Genomic DNA, 26404 nt, shown 5'->3' on the forward strand with positions numbered 1-26404 from the left:
TAAATCATGAAATTATACTTATTTTTACTGGTAAGTTGCATAATTCTATCTGCAAGTGGTCGATAATGCATGAAAAAAACAGGCATCAATAACGATGCCTGTTCGTACTATCCAAACTTAATTGCTGCTTGAGCTGCTGATAATCGAGCAATAGGAACACGGTATGGTGAGCAAGATACATAAGATAATCCTGCTTTATGGAAGAATTCAATTGAGCTTGGATCTCCTCCATGTTCTCCACATACCCCTAATTTCATATTAGGTTTCACTGATTTTGCTTTATCAATTGCCATTTTCACTAATGGACCAACACCTGTTTGGTCAAAGCGGACAAATGGATCTTGTTCAAAGATCTTATTATCATAGTAAGCTGGTAAGAACTTCGATGCATCATCTCTTGAGAAACCAAAGACCATTTGAGTTAAGTCATTGGTACCAAATGAGAAGAACTCTGCTTCCGATGCAAGATGATCTGCTGTCACACAAGCACGAGGAAGTTCAATCATTGTACCCACAATATAGTCAAGGTGAGTATTGTTTTCCTTAATGATACGATCTGCAGTTTCCACAACATAACGTTTTACAAACTTAAGCTCCTCAAGTTCTCCAACAAGTGGAATCATGATTTCTACTTTTACAGTATAGTCACTTTGTTTTTTATTGACATTAATTGCAGCTTCGATAATAGCCTTTGTTTGCATTACTGCAATCTCAGGATAGGTAACATCAAGACGACATCCACGGTGTCCCATCATCGGGTTAAACTCATGAAGGCTTGTAATACGCTCTCTTAACGTTGTTTCTGTTACGTTCATTTCTTCGGCTAAAGCAATAATATCTTTATCTTTTGTAGGTAAGAATTCGTGTAATGGTGGATCAAGATAACGCACTGTTGATGGTCGACCTTCTAATGTTTCAAAGATAGCTTCAAAATCTCCACGTTGCATTGGTAATAGTTTATCTAAAGCAAGTTTACGTTCTTCTACAGTGTCACTTAGAATCATTTCACGCATTGCTTTAATACGGTCTGCTTCAAAGAACATATGTTCTGTACGAATCAAGCCAATACCTTCCGCACCAAACTCAATAGCTTGGCGAGTATCTGCTGGTGAATCAGCATTCGTACGAATGGATAATGTACGGTATTCATCTGCCCATTTCATGATAGTTTCGAAGTCACCTGAAATTTGTGCAGGTACAGTAGGAATTAATCCATCATAAATTTTACCAGTGCTACCATCAAGTGAGATCTCATCCCCTTCGTGGTACACCTTACCGCCCAGTCTAAAGGATGTTTCATCTAAGAACACCACTTCGGAACATCCAGCAACACAGCATGTTCCCATACCACGTGCTACAACAGCAGCATGAGAGGTCATTCCACCACGTGCAGTTAAGATACCTTGAGCAATATGCATTCCTTCAATATCTTCTGGTGATGTTTCTAAACGCACTAATATTACTTTCTTGCCTTGCTCATGATAGCGGACTGCTTCATCAGCTGTAAATACTGCTTGACCACCTGCTGCTCCTGGTGACGCCGCTAACCCTTGGCCAATCTCTTTAGCATCTTTCAGTGTTTCTTCACTGAACTGAGGGTGTAGCATTGAGTCAAGAATACGCGCATCAATTTGCATGAGTGCTTGTTTCTTATCAATTAGTCCTTCATTAACTAAATCAACAGCAATCTTTAAGGATGCACTTGAGGTGCGTTTACCACTTCGTGTTTGAAGCATGTATAGTTTTCCGTTTTCAATCGTAAACTCAACGTCTTGCATATCTTTGTAGTGTTGTTCGAGCCGATGGCAGATTTCTTCGAATTCTTGGTATGCTTCAGGCATAACAGGTTTTAGTTCATCAATATTATAAGGTGTACGGATACCAGCAACAACATCTTCACCTTGAGCGTTGAAGAGGAACTCACCGAAGATATGCTTATCTCCTGTTGCTGGGTTACGTGTAAAGCAAACCCCTGTTGCACAGTTTTCTCCCATATTACCGAATACCATGCGTTGAATATTTACTGCAGTTCCCCAATTATTAGGAATCTCATTCATACGACGGTAGTAAAGAGCCCGTGGATTATTCCAAGATCTAAATACTGCTTCTATAGAAGCAAAGAGTTGTACAAATGGATCTTGTGGGAAGTCTTTCCCTACTTGTTCCTTATAGAAAGATTTAAATTTATTCGCCATATCAACCATGTCATCAGCTGTTAAATCATTATCTTCTGTGATGCCACGATTTTCTTTTATTTCTTCGATCATTGCCTCGAATTCTGCTTTTGGCAATTCCATAACAACGTCGGAATACATCTGAATGAATCGTCGGTAAGAATCATAAGCAAATCTTCTATTATTGGTAAGTGATTCTAATCCTTCAACTACTTCATCATTCATCCCTAGATTTAGAATTGTGTCCATCATTCCAGGCATTGATGCACGAGCACCACTTCTTACAGAAATAAGTAATGGATTCGTTTTGTCTCCTAGTTTCTTTCCTGTCACTTCTTCGAGTTTTTTGATATAGTCTCGGACTTCATACTTGATCGCTGGGGCAATTTCTTTATTATCTTCATAATATCGAAGACAAGCCTCTGTAGTAACTGTAAACCCTTCAGGTACTGGTAAGCCCAAGACTGTCATTTCTGCAAGGTTTGCACCCTTGCCACCCAATAGCTCCTTCATTGAACTATTTCCTTCTGAGAACATATATACATACTTCATGTATAGATAAACCTCCTTTGGTTTAGACGCTATGTAAGCGTTTACTTATATTGATATTATACCATTAATAAACCATAAAATATGCCTAGTTTCGGTAAAATAATAAGAAAGCTCCACAACACCATATTTACAGTGCTAGGGAGCTCTTTTACTTATTCATAAGACTCAAAACGATAGTTCGTCCATTCATGATAGGGTTCAAATGCTCTTAGTATCACTTCAAGACCTTCGCTAAAGTTGATTGAATTACTTATCGCCTGGGTTTCAATACAGATTGCATCTCTAAAGCCAAATTCTTTATTATTTCTAAACCAACGTTTATCTAAGAAGTTTGCAGTGTATATCTGTGCTCCAGGCATACTCGTGCTTACGATTAGTCTTCTTTTTAATGGTGGATAATCGAGTACAACTTGATTGGTAGATGTGGAAAAGTTGTAGTGATGATCAATGCCTTTTGCACGTTCTTTTTGAGGATGATTCTTTTGTAACTGTTGATAGATTTCTTGTGGCTTTCTGAAATCAAACAAAGTATCAGCAACCGGAATAAAATTACCGGTAGTTATTAGGTTTTCATCGATTTCCGCAAACTCATGAGCTTGAATTTGTAATGTATGATTCTTCAATTGATTCGATGTGTCGGATAAATTGAAATAACTGTGATTGGTCAAGTTCACAAGAGTATCTTTATTAGATACCGCATCGTAAGTGACTGATAACGTATCGTCAAAGGTACGATAGGTAATAATCACATCCACAGTTCCAGGATAACCTTCCTCACCATCGACACTTCGGTATTGCAGTTGAAGCATCCCTTCATCATAAATACTCGCTACAAACATACGCTTATCAAATCCATGGATTCCACCATGAAGTGACTTGTCGCCATCATTTAATCCCAGTTGATAGTTTTTTCCATGCAAGGTAAAACGACCGTCTTTAATTCGGTTGCAGGCTCTCCCTATTGTAGCTCCTACATATCCATCATACTTTTTATAATCTTCTAGTGTCTCATAACCTAAGACACAATCCGACCATTTTCCATTTCTATTCAACATCTCAACACGCAGTATATGAGCTCCATAATTCGTAATTGAAACTCTTAACTTCTTTGATTCAAGTACAAAAACCTGTGCATTATTAATCATTTGATTTCCACCCTTCTTTATTATTTATTGGGTAAAAATACTTCAGTAATCAGACTGAAGTATTTTTGTTTTGGTTAATTGATTAAGATTCGTTCAACAGTTCTTGATACATTTCTTGATATTGTTTGATAGATTGCTTCCAACTAAAATCAAGGGTTAATGCTTTTTCACCAAGAGCTTTCCAGTTCTCAGGATAATCAAAGTATTGATTTAATGATAAGTCAATGACTTCTAACATTGAATCTGCTGTAAAGGTATTAAAACTAAATCCTGTACCTTCATGACTTAATGGATTGTAAGGTATTACTGAATCACGCAATCCACCTGTCTCATGAACTAATGGAATGGTTCCATATCGGAATGAGAACATCTGCGATAGTCCACAAGGTTCAAAGGCAGAAGGCATTAGGAAGACATCACTTCCAGCATAAATTTGTTGCGCTAAACCAATATCAAATTCAATAATTGCTCTTAACTTATCCGGATACATTGATGCAATATGACGAAGTTCGTTTTCATAGTCAGGATTTCCAGTTCCTAAGATTACAACTTGTACATGGCGTTGCATGATTTCATGTAGTTTTTGGATAACGAGCTGAATACCTTTTTGATCTGTCAGACGCGTTACCATACCAACTAACATAGCATCATTTGTAGGTAAGCCAAGTCTTTCTTGTAAGGCTACTTTATTCATCGTTTTGTAGCGTGGGAAAGATTCTTTTAATTGATATGCAATGCGTTCATCTGTTTTTGGATTATTAGTTTCAACATCAATTCCGTTTAAGATACCTCGTATCTTCCAGCTATTGTATCGTAGGTCTCCATCCAAATGTTCGCCAAACTCATAAGTTTGAATCTCTTTGGCGTAACTTGGACTCACAGTAGTAATACGGTCAGAGTAATGAATCGCTCCTTTAAGATAATTAATACGATCATTATACTTTAAGCCATCATCTTTATATGCATCATATCCCATACCAAAGACGACATCAAGCATTAACGGATCATAAATTCCTTGGAATTGTAGATTATGGATCGTAAGAACTTTACGAATATTGCGATATGCATTAATCCAATGGTACTTATGTGTTAATAAAACAGGCACCATTCCCACATGCCAATCATGAACATGAATGATATCAGGAATAAAGTCTATCTTTTCCATTACTTCACATACAGCCATTGAAAAGAAAGCAAAACGCTCGCCATCATCCCAATATCCGTACAAATTATCGCGATTAAAATATGACTCATTGTCTACAAAGTAATATGTAACACCTTTATAGACTAATTCTTTGATTCCACAATACATTGAGTTTGATCCCATCTGAACAAAGAAATACATAATATCTCTGACATTATCTTTGTATTTCTTTGGGAAGGATTTGAAGTACGGTAGAATTACCCGTACATCATCTCCTTGTTTATTGAGTTCAATAGATAGTGAATCAACGACATCTCCTAAACCCCCGGTTTTATAAAAGGGTGCGGATTCTGTTGCTGCAAACAATATTTTCATAAATGAGTCTCCTGAGTTACATGAGTGTTCTTAGGTACGACAATTATTGCTTCTGGAGTTCCTTTAATGGTCACTCCTTCATCAACTGTTACTCCTTTATCAAGAATAGCATACTCAATTACGGCATTCTTACCAACATGTACACCCGGTAAAATAATTGAATCACGAACTACTGAGCCTTCTAAAATAATTGCATTTCTAAACATTAAGGAGTTCTTTACATCTCCATACAACATACATCCTGAAGCAAATAAACTATTATTCACATCACTATTGTCGGCATAGAACGTTGGAATACCACTCTTTGAGCGCGTAATAATGTGTTTACTACTATGGAATAAAGCATTGTATTTATTAATATCCAGCATTTCCATGTTGTGTTTGTAGTATGTTTCAATGGAATCAATGATTGCAAAGTATCCTGTGTACTCATACGCTTTAACCTTGTACTCACCTTCTGATAAGTATTTACGAAGTACTGTTCCAATTTCTTCATAATACTTATCTTCATTTGCTTGCTTAAGGATTGCTTGAAGTGTTGATACTTTCATAATACTTGTTTCCATGTTGATATTCATCTTCTTACCAAATTCAAAAGTATCTTCATAAGCTGTTACATAATCATTATCATCAATGAGTAAATATTGCTCTGGCTTATAACTTCCCTCTTGAGTACGTGTAGCATAAACAAGTGTTACATCTGAGTCTGTATGTTCGTGGATTCTCATCACTTCTGATAAGTCAATGTTCATAACAATTTCTCCACTCATGACGGCTACATATTCTGAACGAGAACGTTGTAGGAAAAGGTGATGGTCTTCATAGAAGTCTCCTGTTTGGGCACTGTCAATGAAGTAGTTCTTCTTCCAGTCTTGTTGTGAGAAAGTAAAGATACCTCCTGTGATTGTAGTATTTAAGTTCCATTCTCGAGCACCACGGATATGGTCATAAAGAGAACGGCCACTGGAATTAATGAACATTGCTACAGAGCTAATGTCTGCATGACTTACACTTGATAGCATGAAATCTACCACACGGTAACGACATGCAAATGGCAATGAAGCTACAGGACGATTACGCGATAGAGGTTTCAATTCATCAAAATTCTTGTATAGATTAAGTATTGCACATAACTGATTATTCCTCGTCATCTTTTAATCCTCCTACTGTTTCATGATATCCTACTACTGCAATTTCATCAGGTGTTCCTATGACTTCGGCGTTGTCAGCGATTTTTGCGCTCTCGCCGATAATGGCATATTCAACACGGACATTCTTGCCTAGTGTCGCTCCTGACATAACTACCGAATGATCAATACTTGAATTAGTACCTAATTTAATATTCTCGGATAGAGAAGAATTGGTTACCTCTCCAGCGATGTAACAACCATCAGAAACCATGGAGTACTTAATGTTTCCTGTCTCAGTTACAAATTGTGGTGGGTAAGCTTGTGACTTGGTGTAGATTGGCCAGTTAGCATCACGAATTTCTAACTCATGATTTGGATTCATAAAGTCCATGTTTGCTTCCCAGAGACTCTCAATGGTTCCAACATCTTTCCAATAATCTTCAAATGAATAGGCAAATACTGCTTCACCATTCTTAATAAACTCAGGAATAACATGTTTCCCAAAGTCTTCTAATCGACGTTCTTTCGCTTGATCTTCAACAAGATATTTTCTTAGTATTTTCCAGTTGAAAATATAAATCCCCATTGAAGCTAAATTACTTTTTGGAACTTTTGGTTTTTCCTCAAATTCAATAACACGCATAGAGCCATCAGTGTTCATAATTCCAAAGCGAGAAGCTTCTTCTAGCTCTACAGGAATAACCGCAACAGTTAGGGCAGGATTGTTTTTCTTATGATCTTCCAACATCTTCATGTAATCCATTTTATAAATATGGTCTCCTGATAATATCAAGACATATTCTGGATCTACAGAATCAATGAATGCACAGTTTTGATAGATAGCATTAGCAGTTCCTTTGAACCACTTTTCACCGTCTTCACTTGAATACGGTTGAAGAATCTTGACACCACTGTTGTAGCGGTCAAGTCCCCATGCTTCTCCATTTCCAATGTGCTCGTTTAATTCTAAAGGTTGATACTGTGTGATAACACCGACATTATAAATGCCTGAGTTCGCACAATTACTTAAAGCAAAGTCAATAATACGATATCGACCTCCAAAGGGTACTGCTGGTTTTGCAGTCTCTTTTGTAAGCTTTCCAAGACGTGATCCTTGTCCTCCAGCTAATATCATTGCAGCAATTTCTGTTTTCATATGATTCTCCTATTCTTTATAAATTCTTTTTGGTTTAATAAACAGAACAGACATCGACGGAATTAATACATCAATTGCGTAGGTTTCATTATGATTTTCACTTACTTGAGTCTCCATGACTTCAAGATTTTGTTGCCAACACCCTCCAAATTCTTGCATTTCTGAATTTAATAACACTTCATAAGTTCCTCGATAAGGAACTCCAATTCTGTAATCCTTCTTCTCTTCGAAAGAAAAGTTATAGATACAAATGATTAAGTCACGATGAATCTTTCCATAACGTGTAAAGATCATGATTGGATCATCTGCTTCTAGTATTTTAATTGCTTCGGTTTCAAAATCATTAAGATACAGAGCATTGTGAGACGTATAGATTGAATTCAATGTTTTAATGTAATGCTTGTACTCACTATTATGAGGATATGATAAGACATTCCACTCTAACTCGTCTTTGAATCGCCACTCTAAGAATTGGCCAATTTCATATCCCATAAAGTTTAACTTCTTACCAGGTAGCCCTAACATCAAGCCTTGCAATAAACGGAGCTGTGCAAACTGTTTATAGCGATCTCCTGGCATTTTACCGAGTAATGAATGCTTACCATGAACAACCTCGTCATGCGATAATGCGTACATATAGTTTTCATTATGCATATATACAAACAGGAAGTTTAGTAAATCAAAATGGTATGGTCGATAGATTGGATCTGTTTCAAAATATCGTAAAGTGTCATTCATCCACCCCATATTCCATTTTAAATTAAAGCCTAATCCACCATGATGTACTGGACTTGTTATTCCTTGGTAATTGGTACTTTCTTCAGCAATCATTAACACATCTGGAAATGCTTTGAAGATTTCTGTATTCATCTTTTGAATGAATTGGACACCTTCTCGGTTAATATTGCCGCCATCTTCATTAAGTTCATGTGGTCCTTCATCATAATCAAGGTAGAGCATGTTACTTACGGCATCAACTCGAATTCCATCGATATGGAGTTCTTTGAGCCAGAACATGGCGTTAGATATAAGGAAACTGTGAACCTGGTTTTTACCTAAATCAAAGTTTAACGTTCCCCAGCGAACATTTGTCGCACGTATATGACTTTGATATTCATAAGTAGGAGTTCCATCATAATAAGATAAAGCTACCTCATTACGATTGAAGTGACCTGGAACCCAGTCCAGAAGCACTCCGATACCGGCTTTATGAGCTTCATTGACAAGATACATAAACTGTTCTACTGTTCCATATCGTCCGGCAACTGCAAAGTATCCAGTAATCTGATAACCCCACGATGCATCCAATGGATGATCCATAACAGGCATAAACTCAATATGGGTATATCCCATATCCTTAACATAAGGAATCAGTACATCCGCTAGTTCTTGAAGATTTAAATCTCTTCCATCTTCAGCTTTTTTCCACGATGTAGCATGAACCTCATAGACGTTTATTGCTTGGTTCAACTGAACTTTATGACGTCGCGAACGAAGCCATGTAGCATCTTTCCAAGCAAATTTAGGAAGTACCGAAACAATTGAAGCATCTTTAGGAGGTACTTCATGTTGCAGGGCATAAGGGTCAATCTTATCGATTGTATGCCCGAATTGATCTTCTATACGATATTTATAGCAATCTCCTATTTTTGCATTGTCACATCGTAGTGTCCAAGCACCCGTTTCAAATAATGCATCCATTGGTAATGGGTTCCATTCGGAAAAATCACCAACTAATGACACCGATTTAGCATGAGGTGCCCAAACAGTGAAGCAAAATCCTTCGTCACAAGGTTTGCATCCAAGAAATTCATAACTTCTAAAATTCAGACCTTGATTAAACAGTGACATTTCACTGACTAAATCAATACTCGTAATATCCATAGTCGCCATTGTAATATCCCCTTTATCTATAAAAATATGCACAAAAAAACCACTCTAAAACACCCCCAAAATTAATAATTCGATTAATTTCTTGTTGTGTTTTAAACTGGCCAACTAGTTTATTTACAACTTAATAATAGCATTAATACTAGAAACGGTCAATCTCAAAAACTGTTTACTCTTGTCATACTTAGTGCAATTATACTCAACTTTGCACAAAGGTATGTTAAACATGTAAATACATTATTAAAAAGTAAAAATAAGGCTTAATATAGCGTTATTTTACTTGAATTATTCTTTCTCGTTTTTACAAAATCGTTGCATTTATATTTCATAGATTGAACTGTATTAGCAAGTCGTTTTATACCTGTGATATAATACATCATGAAGATTTGGAGGTCTATCTTATGTTTAATATATCAAGCTATTTTGTATTTGCAGCGACACTGGAAGAAATTCTACCAAAGGGATTTGTCCATGATATTGTGGTTGCGGCAATTCGTGTGTCTATCATTCTAATTTTAGGTAGAATTGCTTTTAGAATATCTAAAGGAGTGATTCATTCTGTATTCCTACGACGCAAACCAACCGAGAGAGAAACCTTAACTCAAGTATTTACAAGCGGTGCCAAATACATCATCAATTTCTTTGTAATCTGTGGTGTCTTAGACATCTTTGGAATCTCCGTAACGTCTATCTTAGCTGTAGCTGGTGTTGGTAGTGTTGCTATAGGATTTGGCGCTCAAACACTAATTAAAGATGTCATCACAGGAATCTTTATTCTCGTTGAAGAACAGTATGGGGTTGGTGATGATGTAGTCTTAGCAACACGATCAGGTATCGTTGAGAAGATTGAGCTAAGAACTACAACCTTAAGAAATCATGACTTGGATGAAATCTATATTATCCCTCATAGTACAATCACAACAGTTACTAATAAATCTAGACCCGATCATACTCACTACTAAAAACACAAAAGGCGCGGATGCGCCTTTTCTAATACCCTGAACGAGTTTTTCTATTTCTTGCTACAAAAAGACCAATACCCGCAAAGACAACTGCGAATAAGCATTGAATAATCAAGGGAGTGCTCATCGTTGACACTATATCCTTACCTGATGCAATAGCACTATTCGCTTCAATATTCCAATATACAGGAAACAGCTTTGCTACTGATAAGATAGCCGGACTCAATAATTCTTTAGGAACAAAAACTCCTGAAATAAAGGATATACCTAGCGAAGATACCGTTGTAATGGCAATTTGACTACTTTCTGTTTTCGCAATCTCACTGACCATAAAGGATAAGGCAATAACTATCCATAAGAAAACATAGGAATTTAAGGAAGAATAGAGGAATGAAGTGAGTTCTATATTATCTCTTAGTAGAATGATCGAGAAACTCTTCATGAATATCCATAAGGCGTGACCATACGCAACAGTACTTGCCATTAGTATTGCATTTCTTTTGAAAGAGCTCATATATGCAACTTCTGACCTACGTTTTACCCCATAAACCTTGAATACCGCCAAGCTTGGAATAAGGATTGACATCAGCGTAAACATTATTGGATATACTTCTATAGTAGAGAAACCAACATAGAGGTTTCCACTCTTGTTTTGACCTGAATGATGAATACTTACTGAAGGATCGTTTGCCTTTAATCCAACAACACGTTCAACTGCAAGCTCTTCAGAATATCCAAGGTTCACCAAAGCCTTCACACTACTCAAATACTCCTGAATATATGATTCCGCAATATAAGCATTTGATGAATCAATAAGTATCTCTGGGTTCAGTACTTCCCCTTTTTCAATAAATCTTTGAGAATAGCCTTCAGGTATAACTAATGCAAACTGAATACGACGATAGAAAAGCGCCTCTTCTATTTCACTTTCGTCGAAACTTTCAAAGATAACTTTGCCTTCAAGATAGGACTCTAGTCCTGAAGAAATTGAATTTTCATCATGGTTAATAAGTACAATGTTAGGAAGTTGTTTTGAAAACTCCTCCTGTTTCTCAATCACACTGCTTCTATTAAGAAGCGCAAAAGCAGCACTAATTAGGAGTGGTATTACGATGCTTGCTTTACGTTTGTTTGCGATCTTAAAGAATGATTTAAATACTGTCATAAGAAACGGTTCTCAACCTTCTATAAGCAATCAATCCAAACACCAATGTCATACCCACCATAATCAGTATGTTTACTAAAGAGTCCCCAATGCTTCTCCCCATGTACGAATTATAAAAATTATCAGTGATGAGAGCAGCAGGATTTAACTTGTTCACAATCGGTAGATTTGTATCAATAAAGTATTTCACATCAACACTCATCATCCCTGAAAGAAAGCTAAGTAAAACACCAATACCGGAAACAAGGTATGAAAAAGTACTTTCTGAATCTGTAAACGATACACTCAACATATACCCCATGGCAGCACTTAGAAGCCCACCTACCAATCCAGTTACGATCAGTATAAGAGGTTGAGAGCCCATTGATACGTTCAATGCGTATTTAAGGAATAAGATATGAATGACAAACTCTACAATGAATATAAGGTAAACAACGGCTAAATCCATCAATACAATATAACCTTTCTTCGTAGGAGATGTACTTGTACGAATTGCAAGTTTAGATTTGTCAGCTTGCATGTAGTAACCACTGTGTCCACCCCATTGGGAGGCATAAATACACATCATTGCTATAGTGCTATACATATTAATCATCGCTACATCATTGATTTTACTATCAAGTTTCGCATCCAAATAAGTTTGTGAATTAACAAGTTCGTCAATAAACTCAGGTGTTACCTTTGAAGCATCGACTTGTAACTGTTCTTGTATGATGGCTTGTTTATTATTATAACTAGCGAAGACATTGGCAATAATCGTAGTATTGCTGTTCTTATTCTCAGTCACTGTAAGATTGATTTGATTGTTGTATTCTACAATGCCTTGGATGGATCCATTTTCAAGATCAACAAGTGCTTCATCCTTTGAAGGGTAGTCTCTGATTTGAATAAGACTGTAATCCTCTTCCAAAGTGTCGAGAAATTGTTGGACCTCCACATTAGATACATTGACACTGGCAAGTGGCATAACCTCAATCGGCTTAATCTCAAAGGCATTTCTAATCGTTAGATTAAAGAAGAATGCTAAGGTCATTGGAAAGAGCAAAGTCCAAAACAATAATGATTTATCACTCAAGATAATCTTTAAACGGTATAAAAACTGTTTTAGCATACTAGTCACGCAGTTCCTTTCCCGTTATTTCTAGGAAAACATCATTTAATGTTGGCAGTTCGTGACGAACACTAATATATTCAACACCATACTTCTCAAACAAACTAATCAGTGAGAATAGATTCTGATCTGCATTCTTACAACGAACCTTTAATTCACTCATATTTTGTTCAATGTCTTGTACATTATCTTGCTTTTTAATAAGTTCGATGAATTCATCGTTTAATTGATACGACTCAAATGTGATAGTTTCTCCATACTGACTTAATTGCTTCAAGGACTCTTTGCTTCCTTGGGCAATTTCTTTACCTCTGTCCATGATAACGATACGATCACATAACTGTTCAATCTCTTCCATGTAATGAGATGTATAAAGAATTGTTGCTCCTTGTTTGTTTAACTCAAGAATCCCTTGTAGTATTTTATGTCGGCTTTGTGGATCAACTGCGACAGTAGGCTCATCAAGAATAATTAACTGTGGTTTATGGACAACGCCGCAAGCAATATTCAGTCTACGGAGAAGACCACCACTTAATTCTCTTGGATAGTGATTCTTAAATTCTTCTAAGCCTACAAATGATATTGCTTCCTTTACATAAGAATCACGTATATTTTTATCGCTAATATAAAGACTACAGAAGTAGTCAATATTCTCATAGACAGTCAGCTCTAAAAACACTGCCACATCTTGAGGTATGATTCCGATATTTCTTTTTATATCATAAGCAGCTGGATGCATTGGTTTACCAAATATTTTAATACTTCCATACTCATAGTTAAGAAGGGATAAAATACAGTGGATGGTGGTACTCTTTCCACTTCCATTTGGACCCAATAGTCCTAAAATCTCACCCTCATTTAGTACCAAATCAAAATGATCCACTGCTGTGAAATCTCCATATCTTTTAACTAAGTCTTTAACCTGTAATAGTGGCATTATCTGTACCCCCTGTTCACTCTTAATAATAATGATTTCACCAATGACATTCTAGTGTTCACTGTCATCACTATGATGATAATAATCACTAATAATGACAATTGTCATTTATTCCTTGCATTGGTATAATAGCTTCATCGAGGTATAAGATGAACCCATTAATCATTAAACTCATACTCTATGGTGTATTTACAGCTCTCACCTTCTATTCAGGCATTACCATGGATAGTGTTTTAGTGTGGTTACTCTTGTCATCCGCAATGCTTATTGTTTCATTAATTAAGAATCAAATATTCAAAATAATAATATTAGGTGTTTACTGTATTCTAGCTTACTTCTATCCTCAGCTACTTTGGGGATTATGTCTCCTTATTCTGGATATACAGAATCCACTTGGATTATCGATCGTTTTGGGTACAGTTATCGTTCTTAATCCCATGCCAACACTCTTAATTCAAGCATTAGCAATTATTCTAGTCTAAGCTTACTCAATTTTATCAAAGAGCTATACGCAATTACTTCATGAACATACTTCTCTTAATAACGAACTTCAATCCCAAGGAATCCATGAAAATAAACTTCGACAAGAACTTATACATAACCAAGCAATTGAACTTGAGATGTCAGTACTTGATGAAAGAAATCGCATCGCTCGAGACATTCACGACAATGTTGGTCACTTACTTAGCAGTTCCTTACTACAGGTTGGTGCTTTGCAATCACTCAATTCAAACGAAACACTAGACCCTTTATTCACTACTCTAAAAGATACATTAGATGACGGAATGAACTCGATTCGAACTAGTGTTCATGCACTCTATAAGGATTCTTATGACCTTAATCGAGAAATATCACAGATACTTACTACTTATACTAACTTAGACTTTGACTACATATATCAGTTACATTCCAACATACCTACACAGGTTCAATCAACATTGATTTACTGTATTAAAGAAGCTCTAACCAATACAACTAAGCACAGTAACGCTACTTCTGTTCATCTTAAACTTACTGAATCAGAACATCATATTTATTGTGTTATTCATGATAACGGTTCAATCAGCAAGCCTTCACCAAATCCTGGAATTGGACTGGCTAGCATTGAAAAGAGGGTTCTCAATCACAAAGGAATCCTTAATATCCAGACACAGAACGGCTATAGACTGTATCTAAGTATACCAAAGGAGTAATCTATGAAACTGATACTTATTGACGATGACCCAATCGTAAGTGCATCATTAAAAACAATTTTAGAAGTGAATTCTGACATTAAGGTGCTTGAGATAGGTTCTGACGGCAATCAAGCACTTGAACTCTACATGAGACACAGTCCCGATATTATCCTTATGGATATCCGTATGAAAGAAACAAATGGTATCGAAGCTGGAAAGAAAATTATGGCTTACGATGCCGATGCACGAATTGTATATCTTACTACATTTCTTGATGATGAATATGTGGATGAAGCATTGAACCTCGGGGCAAAGGGATATCTATTGAAGCAAGACTTTGCGAATATTGTACCAGCACTAAAAAGTATTATGGCAAATCAGATTGTCTTTGGTGAAGGGGTTATGAATAGACTTCAACCACGTCATCAACGCTTTAAGCATGATGAACTAAGCAATAAGGAACATCATTTAATTGAACTTGTAGCTAAGGGACTCAATAATAAAGAAATTGCTGAAGTAGTTGCATACAGTGAAGGAACTGTTCGTAATCAAATCAGTGCATTACTAGAGAAGCTTGAAGTGAGAGATCGCACACAACTCGCGATATTCTATTATCAAAATCTAAAAAAATAAGACTTCCGCCTGGAAGTCTTTATAGTTTATTAGCATCGATACGTGCTTTTAGATTCTCTATGTTATCAATAATTTTATCAATTGTCAGCTCAAAGAATTCTTTGCCCTTTCCTGTTGGATCTTCCAAGCCCCAATCTTCACGATGACTGCATGGTATGCTTGGGCAGACATCATAGCACCCCATAGTAATCACGATATCAATCTCTGGTAATGCATCCAATAACTTAGGTTTCTGACTTAAAGTCATATCAACTCCAATTCGTTCAATGATGTATTGAACAGCATCTTCATTGATGCTTTTTTTAAGTTCTGAGCCTGCTGAATACGCGTTAAACGATTCAGAAGCAAACTTCTTAGCTAAGGCCTCAGCCATTTGACTTCGACACGAATTGTGGACACAGATAAAAGCTACATTTGGTTTCATAATACGCTCCATTTTACTATTCTTATTTTACTCAATTTTATATTTTTAATCAATAAGTCTTGCACATCTGTATATACTGTGTATATAATATATATACAGTAGGTGATAACTTATGAATATAAAGATACGTAACAGCGTTGATAAACCAATCTACGAGCAAATTGCAGAAGCAATTAAGGACAATATAGTCCAAAACATACTGAAAGCTGGGGAGCCACTTCCATCAATACGCTTACTCGCCAAAGATTTATCTGTAAGTGTTATTACAACGAAGCGTGCCTATGAAGAACTTGAACGTGATGGGTTTATTGAAACAGTGCCAGGAAAAGGTAGTTTTGTGAAGCAACAAGACCCTAATTTTCATCGTGAAAATTATCTAAGTCAAATTCAAGACCATCTTGAAGATATTCTCGTACTCGCTCAAGCTGCAAATATTTCAAAAAAAGAAATTATAGAACTCTATTCAATTTTAGAAGAGGATGGTAATTAGTATGATTCTACGCAACATCAAACGTTCGTTTTATGAAAACTATATTGTTAATTACGCTCTTTTGTTGGTTAGATATCTTCTCGCAATTCTCTTGCTTATTGGACTAGAGGTCCCTGCATATTTCATAGGATACTCAATCGCCAATATTAATGACCTAAGAAATTCACTAGTAATCAATAAGAGTACTGTTATGTATCAATCATTTCCCGATTCATTTATCGGTAAAATCATACGATATTGTGTAACTCTTACTATTGATGGCATTGTCTTCTACTTTATTTATATTCTATTTAGTAGACAACCCTTCTCACTTCCAGTTTACCTTATGATACTCTTTCTTTCTCAGTACATTACAGTCTATCAAAAAATCAAATACCGTCATAAATATTGGGAAATTAATTTTGTAATGAATCTTGTAGCAGGAATTGGACTATTTATATTTTTCATTGATTCTTCAAACAATATGATTCACAGCTTCACACCGTTCCATGGTTTCGTAATTGTATTTACACTCTTTAAAACACTGCAAACACTAGTCTTTAGCACGACTCCTTACTTATTCAATAGAAAAATAACAGAAAGGATCCAATATGAAGAATTCATTAAACATCAATAAGCTTAACTTTAGCTTTGGAGCCTTCCATATAGGTCCTCTAACACTTTCGATGGAACCAGGAACCGTTTGTCTTTTGACAGGTCCTAATGGAAGCGGGAAATCGAGTATCGTTAATGTTCTTGTCGAGTCCTACAACAATCCTAATGTTGATATCACATTTGATGATAAGAAAGATTTTCGAGAAGATATCGGCTTTATTCCTGATAGTTTTCCATTTGAGATGAACTACACTCCCAAAATGATTGCATTACTTCTTTCGACTATCTATAAAAATTGGGATTGGACTACTTATCAAAAGCTGTTAGATCGATTTGAGATTGATCCCAAGCAGAAATTCAAAAAAATGAGTGTTGGGAAGCTTCAAAGATTCCAAGTTGCTATAGCCCTTTCTCATCAAGCAAAACTCTTAGTATTTGACGAAGCAACGGAAGGTATTGATCCCGCAACACGTTATGACATTATGCAGATACTTAATGATTACCTCTACAAATTCCAAGCATCTGCCGTCATCTCAACGCACAACGTACAAGAACTGGGTAATCGTGTTGATTATGTCATCTACTTACAACAAGGGATACCACTGATTGCGAGCGACATCGAATCCTTTTATGATGAAGCAAGCACATTGTTAGAAAAAAGAGACATTAATGGCAAGGTTCATTCTATCCATGATTTTGTGGAGAAAATGCAAGGTAGGAGGATACACAATGATTAAGTTTAAAGACGTAATTAAGAAACGAGATACAATGACTGTCGGACCTATCAGTGCTTCGATACCAGATGGCTCACTTACCCTTATTGCAGGTAAAAACAGTAAAGGTAAATCGACCATACTCAAGCTTTTATCAGGAATAATTGAAATGGACTCAGGAAGTATCATCATTAACGACAAAGACCTCTTCACATTTCTACAGAATGAGGGTATTAATTACATGCCTGATCAATTCCCTTACTATGAAAAAAGGAATGCACCTTATATGTATTCAAACTGGATGAAAGATGTTTATCCATATTACGACAAAAATCTATTTAGAGAATATGCAAAAAGATTTGGAGTTGCTCTTAATAAGCCAATCATCGAAATGTCAAAAGGCGAGAAAAAGAGAACACTCTTAGCCTTAACATTCGCTAATACTGAAAGCCTCATTTTACTTGATGAACCCAGCTTAAACTTAGATTCAAATTATAGAACCATTCTAAGAGAAGTAGTACAAGAAAAACTTCTCGATGAAACGAATACTCTTATTATCGCAAGTAATAATGTAGAAGACTTTGATACCTTAGCAGATTATCTTGTCTATTTAAAGGATGGAAAGGTGTATTTTGAAGGCTATACTGAAGACATACTTGATCGTTATATGTTGTGGAGTGGTACTAAGGAAACACTTCCAGAACAAACCTTAAACACCTGGGAAACAGAGTACACAACACAAGCGATTATTGATAAGACCCTTTATCCAAAACTTGAACTTGAACGCTTATCACTGGCAGATCTTCTTCACAATATTGAAAGGATGAAGCGCTATGAATCCTTATTTTAAAGAAAATCACCCTTTACTTATTTTTGGAAGTGGCATATTTAGCCTTTTCTTGAGTTCAATTGTCAGCAGCAATTTCTTTAAAGCGCTTTTTAGCTGGGGTATCATTGCTCAAGCAGTTGTCTTTCTCATTTGTGTCATAACTGCGGGTGCACAGGTTGGATTGTTCCTAACACGAGGAACACTTGTGCAATTACTAACTCGTGGGTATAGTAAGAAAATGGTGTTACGCGAACTTACGGTTTTTTACAGAAAAATATTCGCAGCAATCGCAATTCCAAATATCATATTCTCGCTTGTTGATCTTCTAAGCATGAAGCATGCACTCGATATTATGACCATCATCTCTACACTTATATTACTAATGGTTTACATTTTATCCGTCCAAGTATTTCTCAATACAGTACTAAACAACATTAACAACAGTGAGAAGAATCGAAGTACTCCTTCAGCAATTATTTCTTTAATCATTTATTTCTCAGTAATGCTATTTGGAGAGTTTTTAAAACAAAATAATCTTATGAACCTCTTTTTCATACTTATCTTAAGTGTTGTTCTGTTATTTATTCTTAATAACCTCTTCCGCACCGGACCCAAAGCTCGCTCGAGTTTCCTAAATGATGATATTGCATAAAAAAGACTGCCCTCGCAGTCTTTTATTTTAGTCTATATTTTTACCGTTTGATGCAATTAAATCTTTATACCAGAAGAATGACTTCTTACGTTTACGATCAAGGGTTCCATTTCCATCATTATCTTTATCTACATAGATAAAGCCATAACGTTTTTTCATTTCTCCCGTACCAGCAGATACAAGATCAATAGGACCCCATGTTGTATAACCAATCAAATCAACACCGTCTTCTACAGCATCATTCATAGCAACAACATGTTTTCTGATGTAATCAATACGATAGTCATCATTGATGCTTCCATCTTCTTCAATCACATCATCCGCACCAAAGCCGTTTTCTACAACCATGAGTGGGATGTGGTAGCGATCATACAGTTTATTTAATGTATAACGAAGTCCAACAGGATCAATTTGCCATCCCCAATCACTTGTCTCAAGATAAGGATTCTTTTGACCACCCATCAGATTACCCATCGTTAGTTCTGTTCCTTGAGTAACACTGAGACAGTTTGTCATATAGTATGAGAATGTGTAGAAGTCTATGGTTCCTTCTTTAAGAATTTCCATATCTCCATCTTCAATCTTCAACTCAAGACCAATCTCTTTCATATATTTCTTCGCAAAGTATGGATACTCACCAAATACTTGAACATCGCCACAAAGGTTATTGATAATATTATCATCGTGTTGAGTTTTCAACACATCCTCTGGTTTAGGTGTTAGTGGATAGAACGTGAGATATGCAATCATATTTCCTATCTTAAACTCTGGATTAATCTTATGTCCTTCAATGACTGTACGTGCACTTGCAATGAATACATGGTGAAGTGCCTGCATTCTTTCTTTTGGATTATCGATTGCTTCTTTATGATTTTGTGTTCCTTCATCAAGCATCCCTAATACACTTAAAGAACCATGAGGCATCATACCAAAGTTAATTTCATTGAATGTTAACCAGTATTTAACTTTATCTTTGTAGCGTTCCATGACAGTTGTAGTGTAACGTACAAATAAATCAATCACACGACGATCAGAGAAGCCGTTATATTTTTTAACAATTCCCATTGGAACTTCAAAATGACTTAATGTAACTAGAGGCTCGATTCCGTACTTAGCACATTCGTCAAAGACACGGTCATAATAAGCAAGACCTTCTTCATTCGCTGTCTCATCATCACCATTTGGGAAAATTCGACTCCATGCTATTGATAAACGGTATACTTTAAATCCCATTTCTCCAAAGAGAGCAATATCTTCTTTATAACGATGATATTGATCAATCGCTTCATGACTTGGGTAATACTGACCTTCAATAATTGGATCATCGAATAGTCTCGCTTTGTTTAACCCCCACCACGTTTGTGGTCTTGCATACTTGGTCCTTTTCCATCAATATTCCAAGCACCTTCACATTGGTTAGCAGCAGTTGCTCCTCCCCATAAAAATCCTTCTTTAAACGACATACATCCTCCTATCGAATAACCGTTCTAATAATAATATCACCTTGTTTTGCACTTGCATCATCGATTGGCAAGATATCAAGATAATCATCTTTATTCGTAATAATTATTGGTGTTTCTAAATTGTAACCAGCTTCTGTAATTGCATCGATATCAAACTTTAGTAGTGTTTGACCTTGAGTTACTTTGTCACCTTGTTTAACAAGTGCTTCAAAGTATTGTCCATCAAGTTGTACTGTATCTAGACCTACATGAATTAGTAGTTCCATGCCATTATCAGATGTAATTCCAATAGCATGATTTGTTGGGAATAATGCAGTTACTGTACCATCAAATGGAGCAACTACTTTACCTTCAGTAGGTTGAATAGCAAGTCCATTTCCCATTGTTCCCATTGCAAATGCTTCATCTTTAACGTTTGCTAAGGGAATGATTGTACCTGTGATTGGTGAAAGTACATCTTCACGATCTAGGATACCCTTTCGTTCTGTTGTTTCTTCTTCATCAACATAGTCATCTTTCCAGAAGAACATTGTTAATAAGAATGCTGTCGATACTGCAGCAGCAACTGCAATTAAAGCTTTAATAGCCCCTGATGCATCTCCATCAAGTTTAATGTAATTAAAGACTCCAAAGATACCTAATCCACCTGATTGATACGTTACAAGGTCAAATGCCATCATAATCATACCACCGATACCAGCTCCTACTAATGAGAAGATAAATGGTTTCTTCTTAGGTAATGTTAAACCGTAAATTGCTGGTTCTGTAACTCCCATGATTCCAGAAATAAATGCAGGAATTGCAAGACTCTTAAGTTTTTGATCTTTAAGTTTAAAGAACATTGCAAGTACTACTGCAGTTTGTGCAAATGAAGCAGTAAATGCAGGTACAAGAACTTGTGATGTACCAAACTGTGCAATTTGAATGTACATTAATGGAACAACACTCCAGTGTAATCCGAAGATTACGAGAACTTGCCAGAATGTACCAAGAATTAATCCATAAAGAATAGGACTAAATGCCATTAAGTTTGAGAATCCATTTTGAAGTACATTTGTAAGTACTGAGATAACTGGTCCAATTACTACAAAACCAACTGGAACAGCAATAGATAAGACAACAAACGGAACAAAGAAGTTTTGAATCATTTCAGGAATTACTCGTTTTGCGATTTTTTGAACTTGTGCAGCAAATGCTGTAACAAAGATTACAGGAACTACTGAACTTGTGTAGTTATTCAAAATAACTGGAATGACTCCAAATATTTTCATGTAAACTTTACTTTCAAAAAGTGTACCAGCAAAAATTGTTTCTGGAATTAGTTCTTTAGCTGCGAATGAAGCTTCGAACCCTGATAATTGTAAGGTTGGTAGACACATCGCCATACCGATTGCCATACCTACAATTGGATGAAGTTTAAATTTCTTAGCTGAAGTATAACCAATAACGATTGGCATAAAATAGAAGATTGCGTCACCAATCTGATAGAACAAGAGATAAGTATCACTTGTACGATCAAGCATTTTGAATGATACGAGTAGCGCAAGTACCCCTTTTAACATACCACTCGCTGCCAACACTCCTAAGAATGGTTGGAAACATCCACTAATAATATCTAAGAACTTATTGAATAAGCCTTGAGGTGCATCGCCTTGAGTTCCAGCATCAGCAATACCTGCTGCCGCAACTACTTCTTCATAAACTAAAGGAACATGGTTTCCAATAACTACTTGATATTGTCCACCACTCTTCATGATAGTTACTACACCATCCATATTCTTTAGAACATCATCATTCGCTTTGCTTTCATCTTTTAATCGAAAGCGTAAACGTGTTATACAGTGTGAAAGACCATTAATATTGTCAGGTCCACCAACATTTTCTACTATTTGCTTTGCAAGACTTGAATATTTACCCATAATAATTTTCTCCTCCATTTATTTGTAAATATATGAAGGTTTGGCCAACTTAATGTCACCATCCGTTGTTAAGTTAATTCTATCTATTGTGTCCTTTCTCTCCTACATTTCACCTTAACCTCCTCTCTTATAGATATTAATTTGTTTTATAGACAATTCGTTCGATATGAATTGTTAGATATACTTTTTCTTCATCAGATATTGAATAGAAGTATTTCTTTTGAATGAAATCACTAATTTTCATAACACAGCTATAAGCATTATGATATTTCATCATTACAATCTCTAACAGTTCATCATCTTCACCATCACCGTAAGTTCTACCCTCAATTAGTCGTTGCGCGAAGAATTTAAGATGTGTAATGAATCGATAGAAATAAACACTATCTTCATCGAACTCTATCTTGAATTCATATTTTACGATATTCGTTATTTCTTGCATGACTTTGGTAATTTGATAGACATCATGCATTTTATCTTCTTCCATCTCAGCATTAACGATATGTAAAGCAATAAATCCTGCTTCATCATCTTCAAGACTGATACCTGTCTTCTCTTTAATTATTGCTAGAGAATTCAAGCCTATTTCATACTCTGTTTTATAGAATCGCTTGATATCCCACAGTAAGAAGTTTTTGATATTAATTCCTTCTTTGGAACGGGTGATCGCTGTATCGATGTGATCAACAAGGCTAATATAGATCGTATCATTAAGCTTTTTACCTAATTTAGTTCTAGCATATGTAACAATTTCTTCACCCAACTCAATATGTTCCATTGGGATACTAACTAGTAGCTCTTGAAACTTACCTGCTACTTCCTTGTCAGTTAGAGTGAATACCTTATCAATTTTTGATTCATCTAAGTTGTCGCCAACTTTCTTCTGAAACGCTATACCACGTCCCATTACGATTTGTTCTATGTTGTTCTCATTAATAACAACAACATTGTTGTTGAGTACTTTTTCGATAATCAAGGCTATTCCCCTCCTGTTAATATGAGTTTATGCTAGAAAAAATAAAAACCTACACAACAAGCAGAACACATGTTCCGTCGATATGTAGGTTTAGCTTGTTTACACAATCACTATCCAATTACATTTTCATACTAACACAAAGTTTTTTCAGTGGCAAGCGCTTTCTTGATAAAATGAGTGAAAATACAACATTGTAATAAACAACATTTGCTCATTAGAATCATATGGTAGAAGAATCGTTTTGTAGATGAGGTGGTTCAAAATGAATAACATAATACTGCTTTTTAGATAGCATCTTAAGTTAAAATACTTTGTCCTGATAAAGAGCAACAGGCAACTTATTGAAAACATTTTTGTATCCTACAACTCTAGATTTTAATCTGGGGGTTCTTAAACATATAGCGCACTTAGTATAATTACAAAAATTCTTGCTACAACTCCGATAGCTGAACCATCTGTATAAAAATCCATAATATACGTCCTTCCTAAAGTTAATTAATTTTCCCAATCATTTCTATTTCCCATAAAATCCCAATTCCTATTCCATGTGTTATCACAAGAATCCAACCATTCTTCATCTGATGGATCTTTTTTGCTAACCCAATAACCCATAATAGTACAACCTTTTGGAGAAATAACTCCAAAATCTGGTTCGCTATTTTTCCATGTTGGCTTACTTGAAGTAGAGCCTCCACCAGTTGAAGGTTTATTGTTTGATGCATTTCCACCTCCGGTTGATGGTTTATTTACGTTTGCAAGAGCTTGTTGTTCTGCTTTTGCTTTTGCATCAGCTTCAGCCTTTTCTTTAGCTTCTTGTTCCGCTTTAGCCTTAGCCTCCGCTTCTGCTTTCTCTGCTTCTTTTATCTCTTCTAATTTAGTATTATATTTACTTACAAGTTCAGTTGATTTATTCTCAAATTCTGCAATTTCCTCTTCTTGTAAGATTTCATCGGTCTTGATTAAATCAATTAATTGACTTAAAGCTGATAAATTTGTTTCAACTTCTTCCTTAGATAAATCACTTACGTCTTCTATTGCGTTTTTATCTAATATTTTTTCGTATTCTTCTTTAAAATGCATAACGAGTTCGTTAACTTGTTCATCTAAAATATCCAGTACATCTTTATACTCCCCAATATTTTTGAATATACTTTTATCATCTGTGTAATTCCGTTTCAATTCTATGAGTTTATCAAAAGCCTCAAGTTTAACTTCTCGATTGTCTGATTGTTCAAACTCATCCACAATAGTTTGTATTTCAACAATATATTCATTAGCTAAAGAACTGCTGTGTCTATACCCTAAAAATATCATCACTGATAAAATAACGGATATTGATACAATTATTCCAATTACCAAATTCTTTTTATTCTTCATCTTATCTCCATTCTATGAGCGTAAGCACCTATTTTTATTAACTATAGCATAGTAAATATAAGTCACATCCTAACTCTTGTCTATTAGAAATTTAAAGATGAAAATACTGTATTTTATACAACTTACTCTATCAAAGTCATCTCCTTCCATAATAAAAAGACTTGGGAAATAATCCCAAGTCTCACTATTAGATAAGTCCTATATCTCTACGATATACTTTATTCTTAAATTCAAGTTTTTCGATACGTTCATTAAGCTTTGCATTCAAAGTGATTAAGTCATCACCCATCTCCACAAAGGATAGAACACGTCCTCCTACTGATAGAAGTTCTGTTTCAGTACGTTTAGTACCGTTATGGAATACAAGACCGTCATCGTTAAGAATCATTGGAATGTTCTTTTCATACGTTCCTGGATATCCTTTTGATACCACAATTGTGGTTAGGCATGTTCGTGGATCCCATTGTAGGTGAGATTGTTGCAGCGTATCATTTTCTACATGCATCATAATCTCTACAAGATCACTTTGAAGTCTTGGTAATAATACTTCCGTTTCAGGGTCTCCAAAACGAGTATTAAACTCTAAGACATACGGTGTATCACCGACAATCATTAATCCTACATAGAGAATACCATTGAAATCAAAATCATCATGATAGAGTCCAACTTCAATGTTCGCTAGAATTTTATCAATGTTTGCTTTTACTTTGTTATTAAATGCAGGTGCTGGTGAATAACAACCAACGCCTCCAGTATTTTCACCCTTGTCTCCTTCACCGATCTTTTTATAGTCACGGGCAGTTTCCATTGGGAAAATACGATTGTTGGAGACAAAGCATAGAAGTGATGTTTCATAGCCATCCAAGAATGTTTCTAAGACAACTTTGTTCCCTTCTTCACCAAATTGCTTGTTTACATAAATTTCATGCAGTGTATCTTTTGCTTCTTTATGTGTTTCACAGATAATAACGCCTTTACCTTTACACAAACCATCAGCTTTAATTACAAGAGGAAATTTCATGGATGCAATTGCATTTAATGCATCGCGATGGTCGGTGTAAGTATGGTATTCAGCTGTTGGAATATTATGTCGTACCATGAAAGATTTAGAAAAGTCTTTACTACCTTCAAGTTGAGCAGCGTGTTTGTTAGGGCCAAATATAACAAGTCCGTGTTCTTGAAAAGTATCGATAATTCCTAAGCATAGTGGGTCTTCAGGTCCAACAACGGTTAAGTCAATCTTGTGTTTAAGTGCATAGTTCAAGAGTCCTTGAATGTCATCTGCAGCAATATCAACATTATTGTCAGTTCCTCCATTACCTGGAGCACAAACTATCGAGGTAACTTTTGGAGACTGTTTTAACTTCCAATACAGAGCGTGTTCACGCCCACCACTTCCAATTACAAGTATTTTCATA

Annotated in this window: 23 protein-coding genes and 1 pseudogene; 9 read left to right on the top strand and 15 right to left on the bottom strand. The window is 35.7% G+C overall.

The features are described from left to right. Window positions 1-107 precede the first annotated feature (107 nt). The 6 genes from ppdK to glgB form a co-directional block, all read right to left on the bottom strand. Window positions 108-2726 (bottom strand): pyruvate, phosphate dikinase, encoded by a 2619-nt coding sequence (gene ppdK, locus G7059_RS09355; RefSeq protein WP_166081831.1) that lies wholly within the window; start codon window positions 2724-2726, stop codon window positions 108-110. Window positions 2727-2878: 152 nt separating this feature from the next. Next, window positions 2879-3871 (bottom strand): aldose epimerase family protein, encoded by a 993-nt coding sequence (locus G7059_RS09360; protein WP_166081832.1) that lies wholly within the window; start codon window positions 3869-3871, stop codon window positions 2879-2881. An 82-nt stretch (window positions 3872-3953) separates the two neighbouring features. Then, window positions 3954-5390 (bottom strand): glycogen synthase GlgA, encoded by a 1437-nt coding sequence (gene glgA, locus G7059_RS09365; protein WP_166081833.1) that lies wholly within the window; start codon window positions 5388-5390, stop codon window positions 3954-3956. Then, window positions 5387-6541 carry a glucose-1-phosphate adenylyltransferase subunit GlgD gene (gene glgD, locus G7059_RS09370; RefSeq protein ID WP_166081834.1) on the bottom strand — a complete coding sequence of 385 codons (1155 nt, stop codon included), beginning with the start codon at window positions 6539-6541 and terminating at the stop codon, window positions 5387-5389. The genes glgA and glgD overlap by 4 nt, the downstream gene beginning before the upstream one ends. After that, a complete protein-coding gene (locus G7059_RS09375; RefSeq protein ID WP_166081835.1) occupies window positions 6528-7676 on the bottom strand; it encodes a glucose-1-phosphate adenylyltransferase in 1149 nt (382 codons plus the stop codon). The genes glgD and G7059_RS09375 overlap by 14 nt, the downstream gene beginning before the upstream one ends. A 9-nt stretch (window positions 7677-7685) precedes the next feature. Next, on the bottom strand, window positions 7686-9569 hold the full coding sequence (gene glgB / locus G7059_RS09380) for a 1,4-alpha-glucan branching protein GlgB (RefSeq protein ID WP_205700209.1): 1884 nt from the start codon (window positions 9567-9569) through the stop codon (window positions 7686-7688). A gap of 398 nt (window positions 9570-9967) precedes the next feature. On the opposite strand from glgB, the gene G7059_RS09385 reads away from it, so the two are divergent. After that, window positions 9968-10528 (top strand): mechanosensitive ion channel family protein, encoded by a 561-nt coding sequence (locus tag G7059_RS09385; RefSeq protein WP_166081837.1) that lies wholly within the window; start codon window positions 9968-9970, stop codon window positions 10526-10528. A 28-nt stretch (window positions 10529-10556) separates the two neighbouring features. Here the strand turns inward: G7059_RS09385 and G7059_RS09390 are convergent, their stop codons facing one another. From G7059_RS09390 to G7059_RS09400, 3 genes are read right to left on the bottom strand one after another with little or no spacing between them, the layout of a single operon-like run. Beyond that, the gene (locus G7059_RS09390) at window positions 10557-11693 is read right to left on the bottom strand and encodes an ABC transporter permease (RefSeq protein ID WP_166081838.1); all 1137 of its coding nucleotides are present in this window, start codon (window positions 11691-11693) and stop codon (window positions 10557-10559) included. Continuing rightward, a complete protein-coding gene (locus tag G7059_RS09395) occupies window positions 11680-12804 on the bottom strand; it encodes an ABC transporter permease (protein ID WP_205700210.1) in 1125 nt (374 codons plus the stop codon). The genes G7059_RS09390 and G7059_RS09395 overlap by 14 nt, the downstream gene beginning before the upstream one ends. Before the next feature lies 1 nt (window position 12805). Further along, window positions 12806-13741, bottom strand: a complete 936-nt coding sequence (locus G7059_RS09400) for an ABC transporter ATP-binding protein (protein ID WP_166081840.1) — start codon at window positions 13739-13741, stop codon at window positions 12806-12808. A gap of 149 nt (window positions 13742-13890) precedes the next feature. Between G7059_RS09400 and G7059_RS09405 the strand changes: the two genes are divergently transcribed. The 3 genes from G7059_RS09405 to G7059_RS09415 all read left to right on the top strand — a co-directional run bounded on the left by G7059_RS09405 (window position 13891) and on the right by G7059_RS09415 (window position 15549). Next, window positions 13891-14223: a hypothetical protein gene (locus G7059_RS09405; protein ID WP_166081841.1), complete on the top strand. Its 333-nt coding sequence runs from the start codon at window positions 13891-13893 to the stop codon at window positions 14221-14223. A gap of 138 nt (window positions 14224-14361) precedes the next feature. Beyond that, window positions 14362-14934, top strand: a complete 573-nt coding sequence (locus G7059_RS09410; RefSeq protein ID WP_166081842.1) for a sensor histidine kinase — start codon at window positions 14362-14364, stop codon at window positions 14932-14934. Window positions 14935-14937: 3 nt separating this feature from the next. Next, window positions 14938-15549, top strand: coding sequence for a response regulator transcription factor (locus G7059_RS09415; protein WP_166081843.1), 612 nt, complete (start codon window positions 14938-14940; stop codon window positions 15547-15549). A gap of 19 nt (window positions 15550-15568) precedes the next feature. Here G7059_RS09415 and G7059_RS09420 read toward each other — a convergent pair whose 3' ends face one another. Further along, complete coding sequence (locus tag G7059_RS09420; protein ID WP_166081844.1) at window positions 15569-15973, bottom strand: arsenate reductase ArsC; 405 nt, start codon at window positions 15971-15973, stop codon at window positions 15569-15571. 112 nt (window positions 15974-16085) lie between these two features. Between G7059_RS09420 and G7059_RS09425 the strand changes: the two genes are divergently transcribed. From G7059_RS09425 to G7059_RS09445, 5 genes are read left to right on the top strand one after another with little or no spacing between them, the layout of a single operon-like run. Then, window positions 16086-16463 carry a GntR family transcriptional regulator gene (locus G7059_RS09425; RefSeq protein WP_166081846.1) on the top strand — a complete coding sequence of 126 codons (378 nt, stop codon included), beginning with the start codon at window positions 16086-16088 and terminating at the stop codon, window positions 16461-16463. A 1-nt stretch (window position 16464) separates the two neighbouring features. Continuing rightward, window positions 16465-17079: a hypothetical protein gene (locus tag G7059_RS09430; RefSeq protein ID WP_166081848.1), complete on the top strand. Its 615-nt coding sequence runs from the start codon at window positions 16465-16467 to the stop codon at window positions 17077-17079. Continuing rightward, entirely contained in the window at window positions 17054-17794 is a 741-nt protein-coding gene (locus G7059_RS09435) for an ATP-binding cassette domain-containing protein (RefSeq protein WP_166081849.1), read from the top strand. The genes G7059_RS09430 and G7059_RS09435 overlap by 26 nt, the downstream gene beginning before the upstream one ends. Next, window positions 17787-18620, top strand: a complete 834-nt coding sequence (locus G7059_RS09440) for an ATP-binding cassette domain-containing protein (RefSeq protein WP_166081851.1) — start codon at window positions 17787-17789, stop codon at window positions 18618-18620. The genes G7059_RS09435 and G7059_RS09440 overlap by 8 nt, the downstream gene beginning before the upstream one ends. Next, a complete protein-coding gene (locus G7059_RS09445; protein WP_166081852.1) occupies window positions 18604-19251 on the top strand; it encodes a hypothetical protein in 648 nt (215 codons plus the stop codon). Before G7059_RS09440 ends, G7059_RS09445 begins: the two co-directional genes overlap by 17 nt. A 27-nt stretch (window positions 19252-19278) precedes the next feature. Here G7059_RS09445 and G7059_RS09450 read toward each other — a convergent pair. The 5 genes and pseudogenes from G7059_RS09450 to purD form a co-directional block, all read right to left on the bottom strand. Then, window positions 19279-20714 (bottom strand): annotated as a pseudogene (locus tag G7059_RS09450) (glycoside hydrolase family 1 protein). Window positions 20715-20722: 8 nt separating this feature from the next. Next, window positions 20723-22633 carry a beta-glucoside-specific PTS transporter subunit IIABC gene (locus G7059_RS09455; RefSeq protein ID WP_166081853.1) on the bottom strand — a complete coding sequence of 637 codons (1911 nt, stop codon included), beginning with the start codon at window positions 22631-22633 and terminating at the stop codon, window positions 20723-20725. A gap of 136 nt (window positions 22634-22769) precedes the next feature. Continuing rightward, the gene (gene licT / locus G7059_RS09460) at window positions 22770-23609 is read right to left on the bottom strand and encodes a BglG family transcription antiterminator LicT (RefSeq protein WP_166081855.1); all 840 of its coding nucleotides are present in this window, start codon (window positions 23607-23609) and stop codon (window positions 22770-22772) included. A gap of 495 nt (window positions 23610-24104) precedes the next feature. Beyond that, window positions 24105-24986 carry a hypothetical protein gene (locus G7059_RS09465; protein ID WP_166080031.1) on the bottom strand — a complete coding sequence of 294 codons (882 nt, stop codon included), beginning with the start codon at window positions 24984-24986 and terminating at the stop codon, window positions 24105-24107. A gap of 187 nt (window positions 24987-25173) precedes the next feature. Beyond that, window positions 25174-26403, bottom strand: coding sequence for a phosphoribosylamine--glycine ligase (gene purD, locus G7059_RS09470; protein WP_166081856.1), 1230 nt, complete (start codon window positions 26401-26403; stop codon window positions 25174-25176). Between the last annotated feature and the right edge of the window lies 1 nt (window position 26404).

Origin of the sequence: Erysipelothrix sp. HDW6A, assembly GCF_011400295.1 — a bacterium.
In the GTDB taxonomy this organism is placed as follows: domain Bacteria; phylum Bacillota_I; class Bacilli_A; order Erysipelotrichales; family Erysipelotrichaceae; genus Erysipelothrix.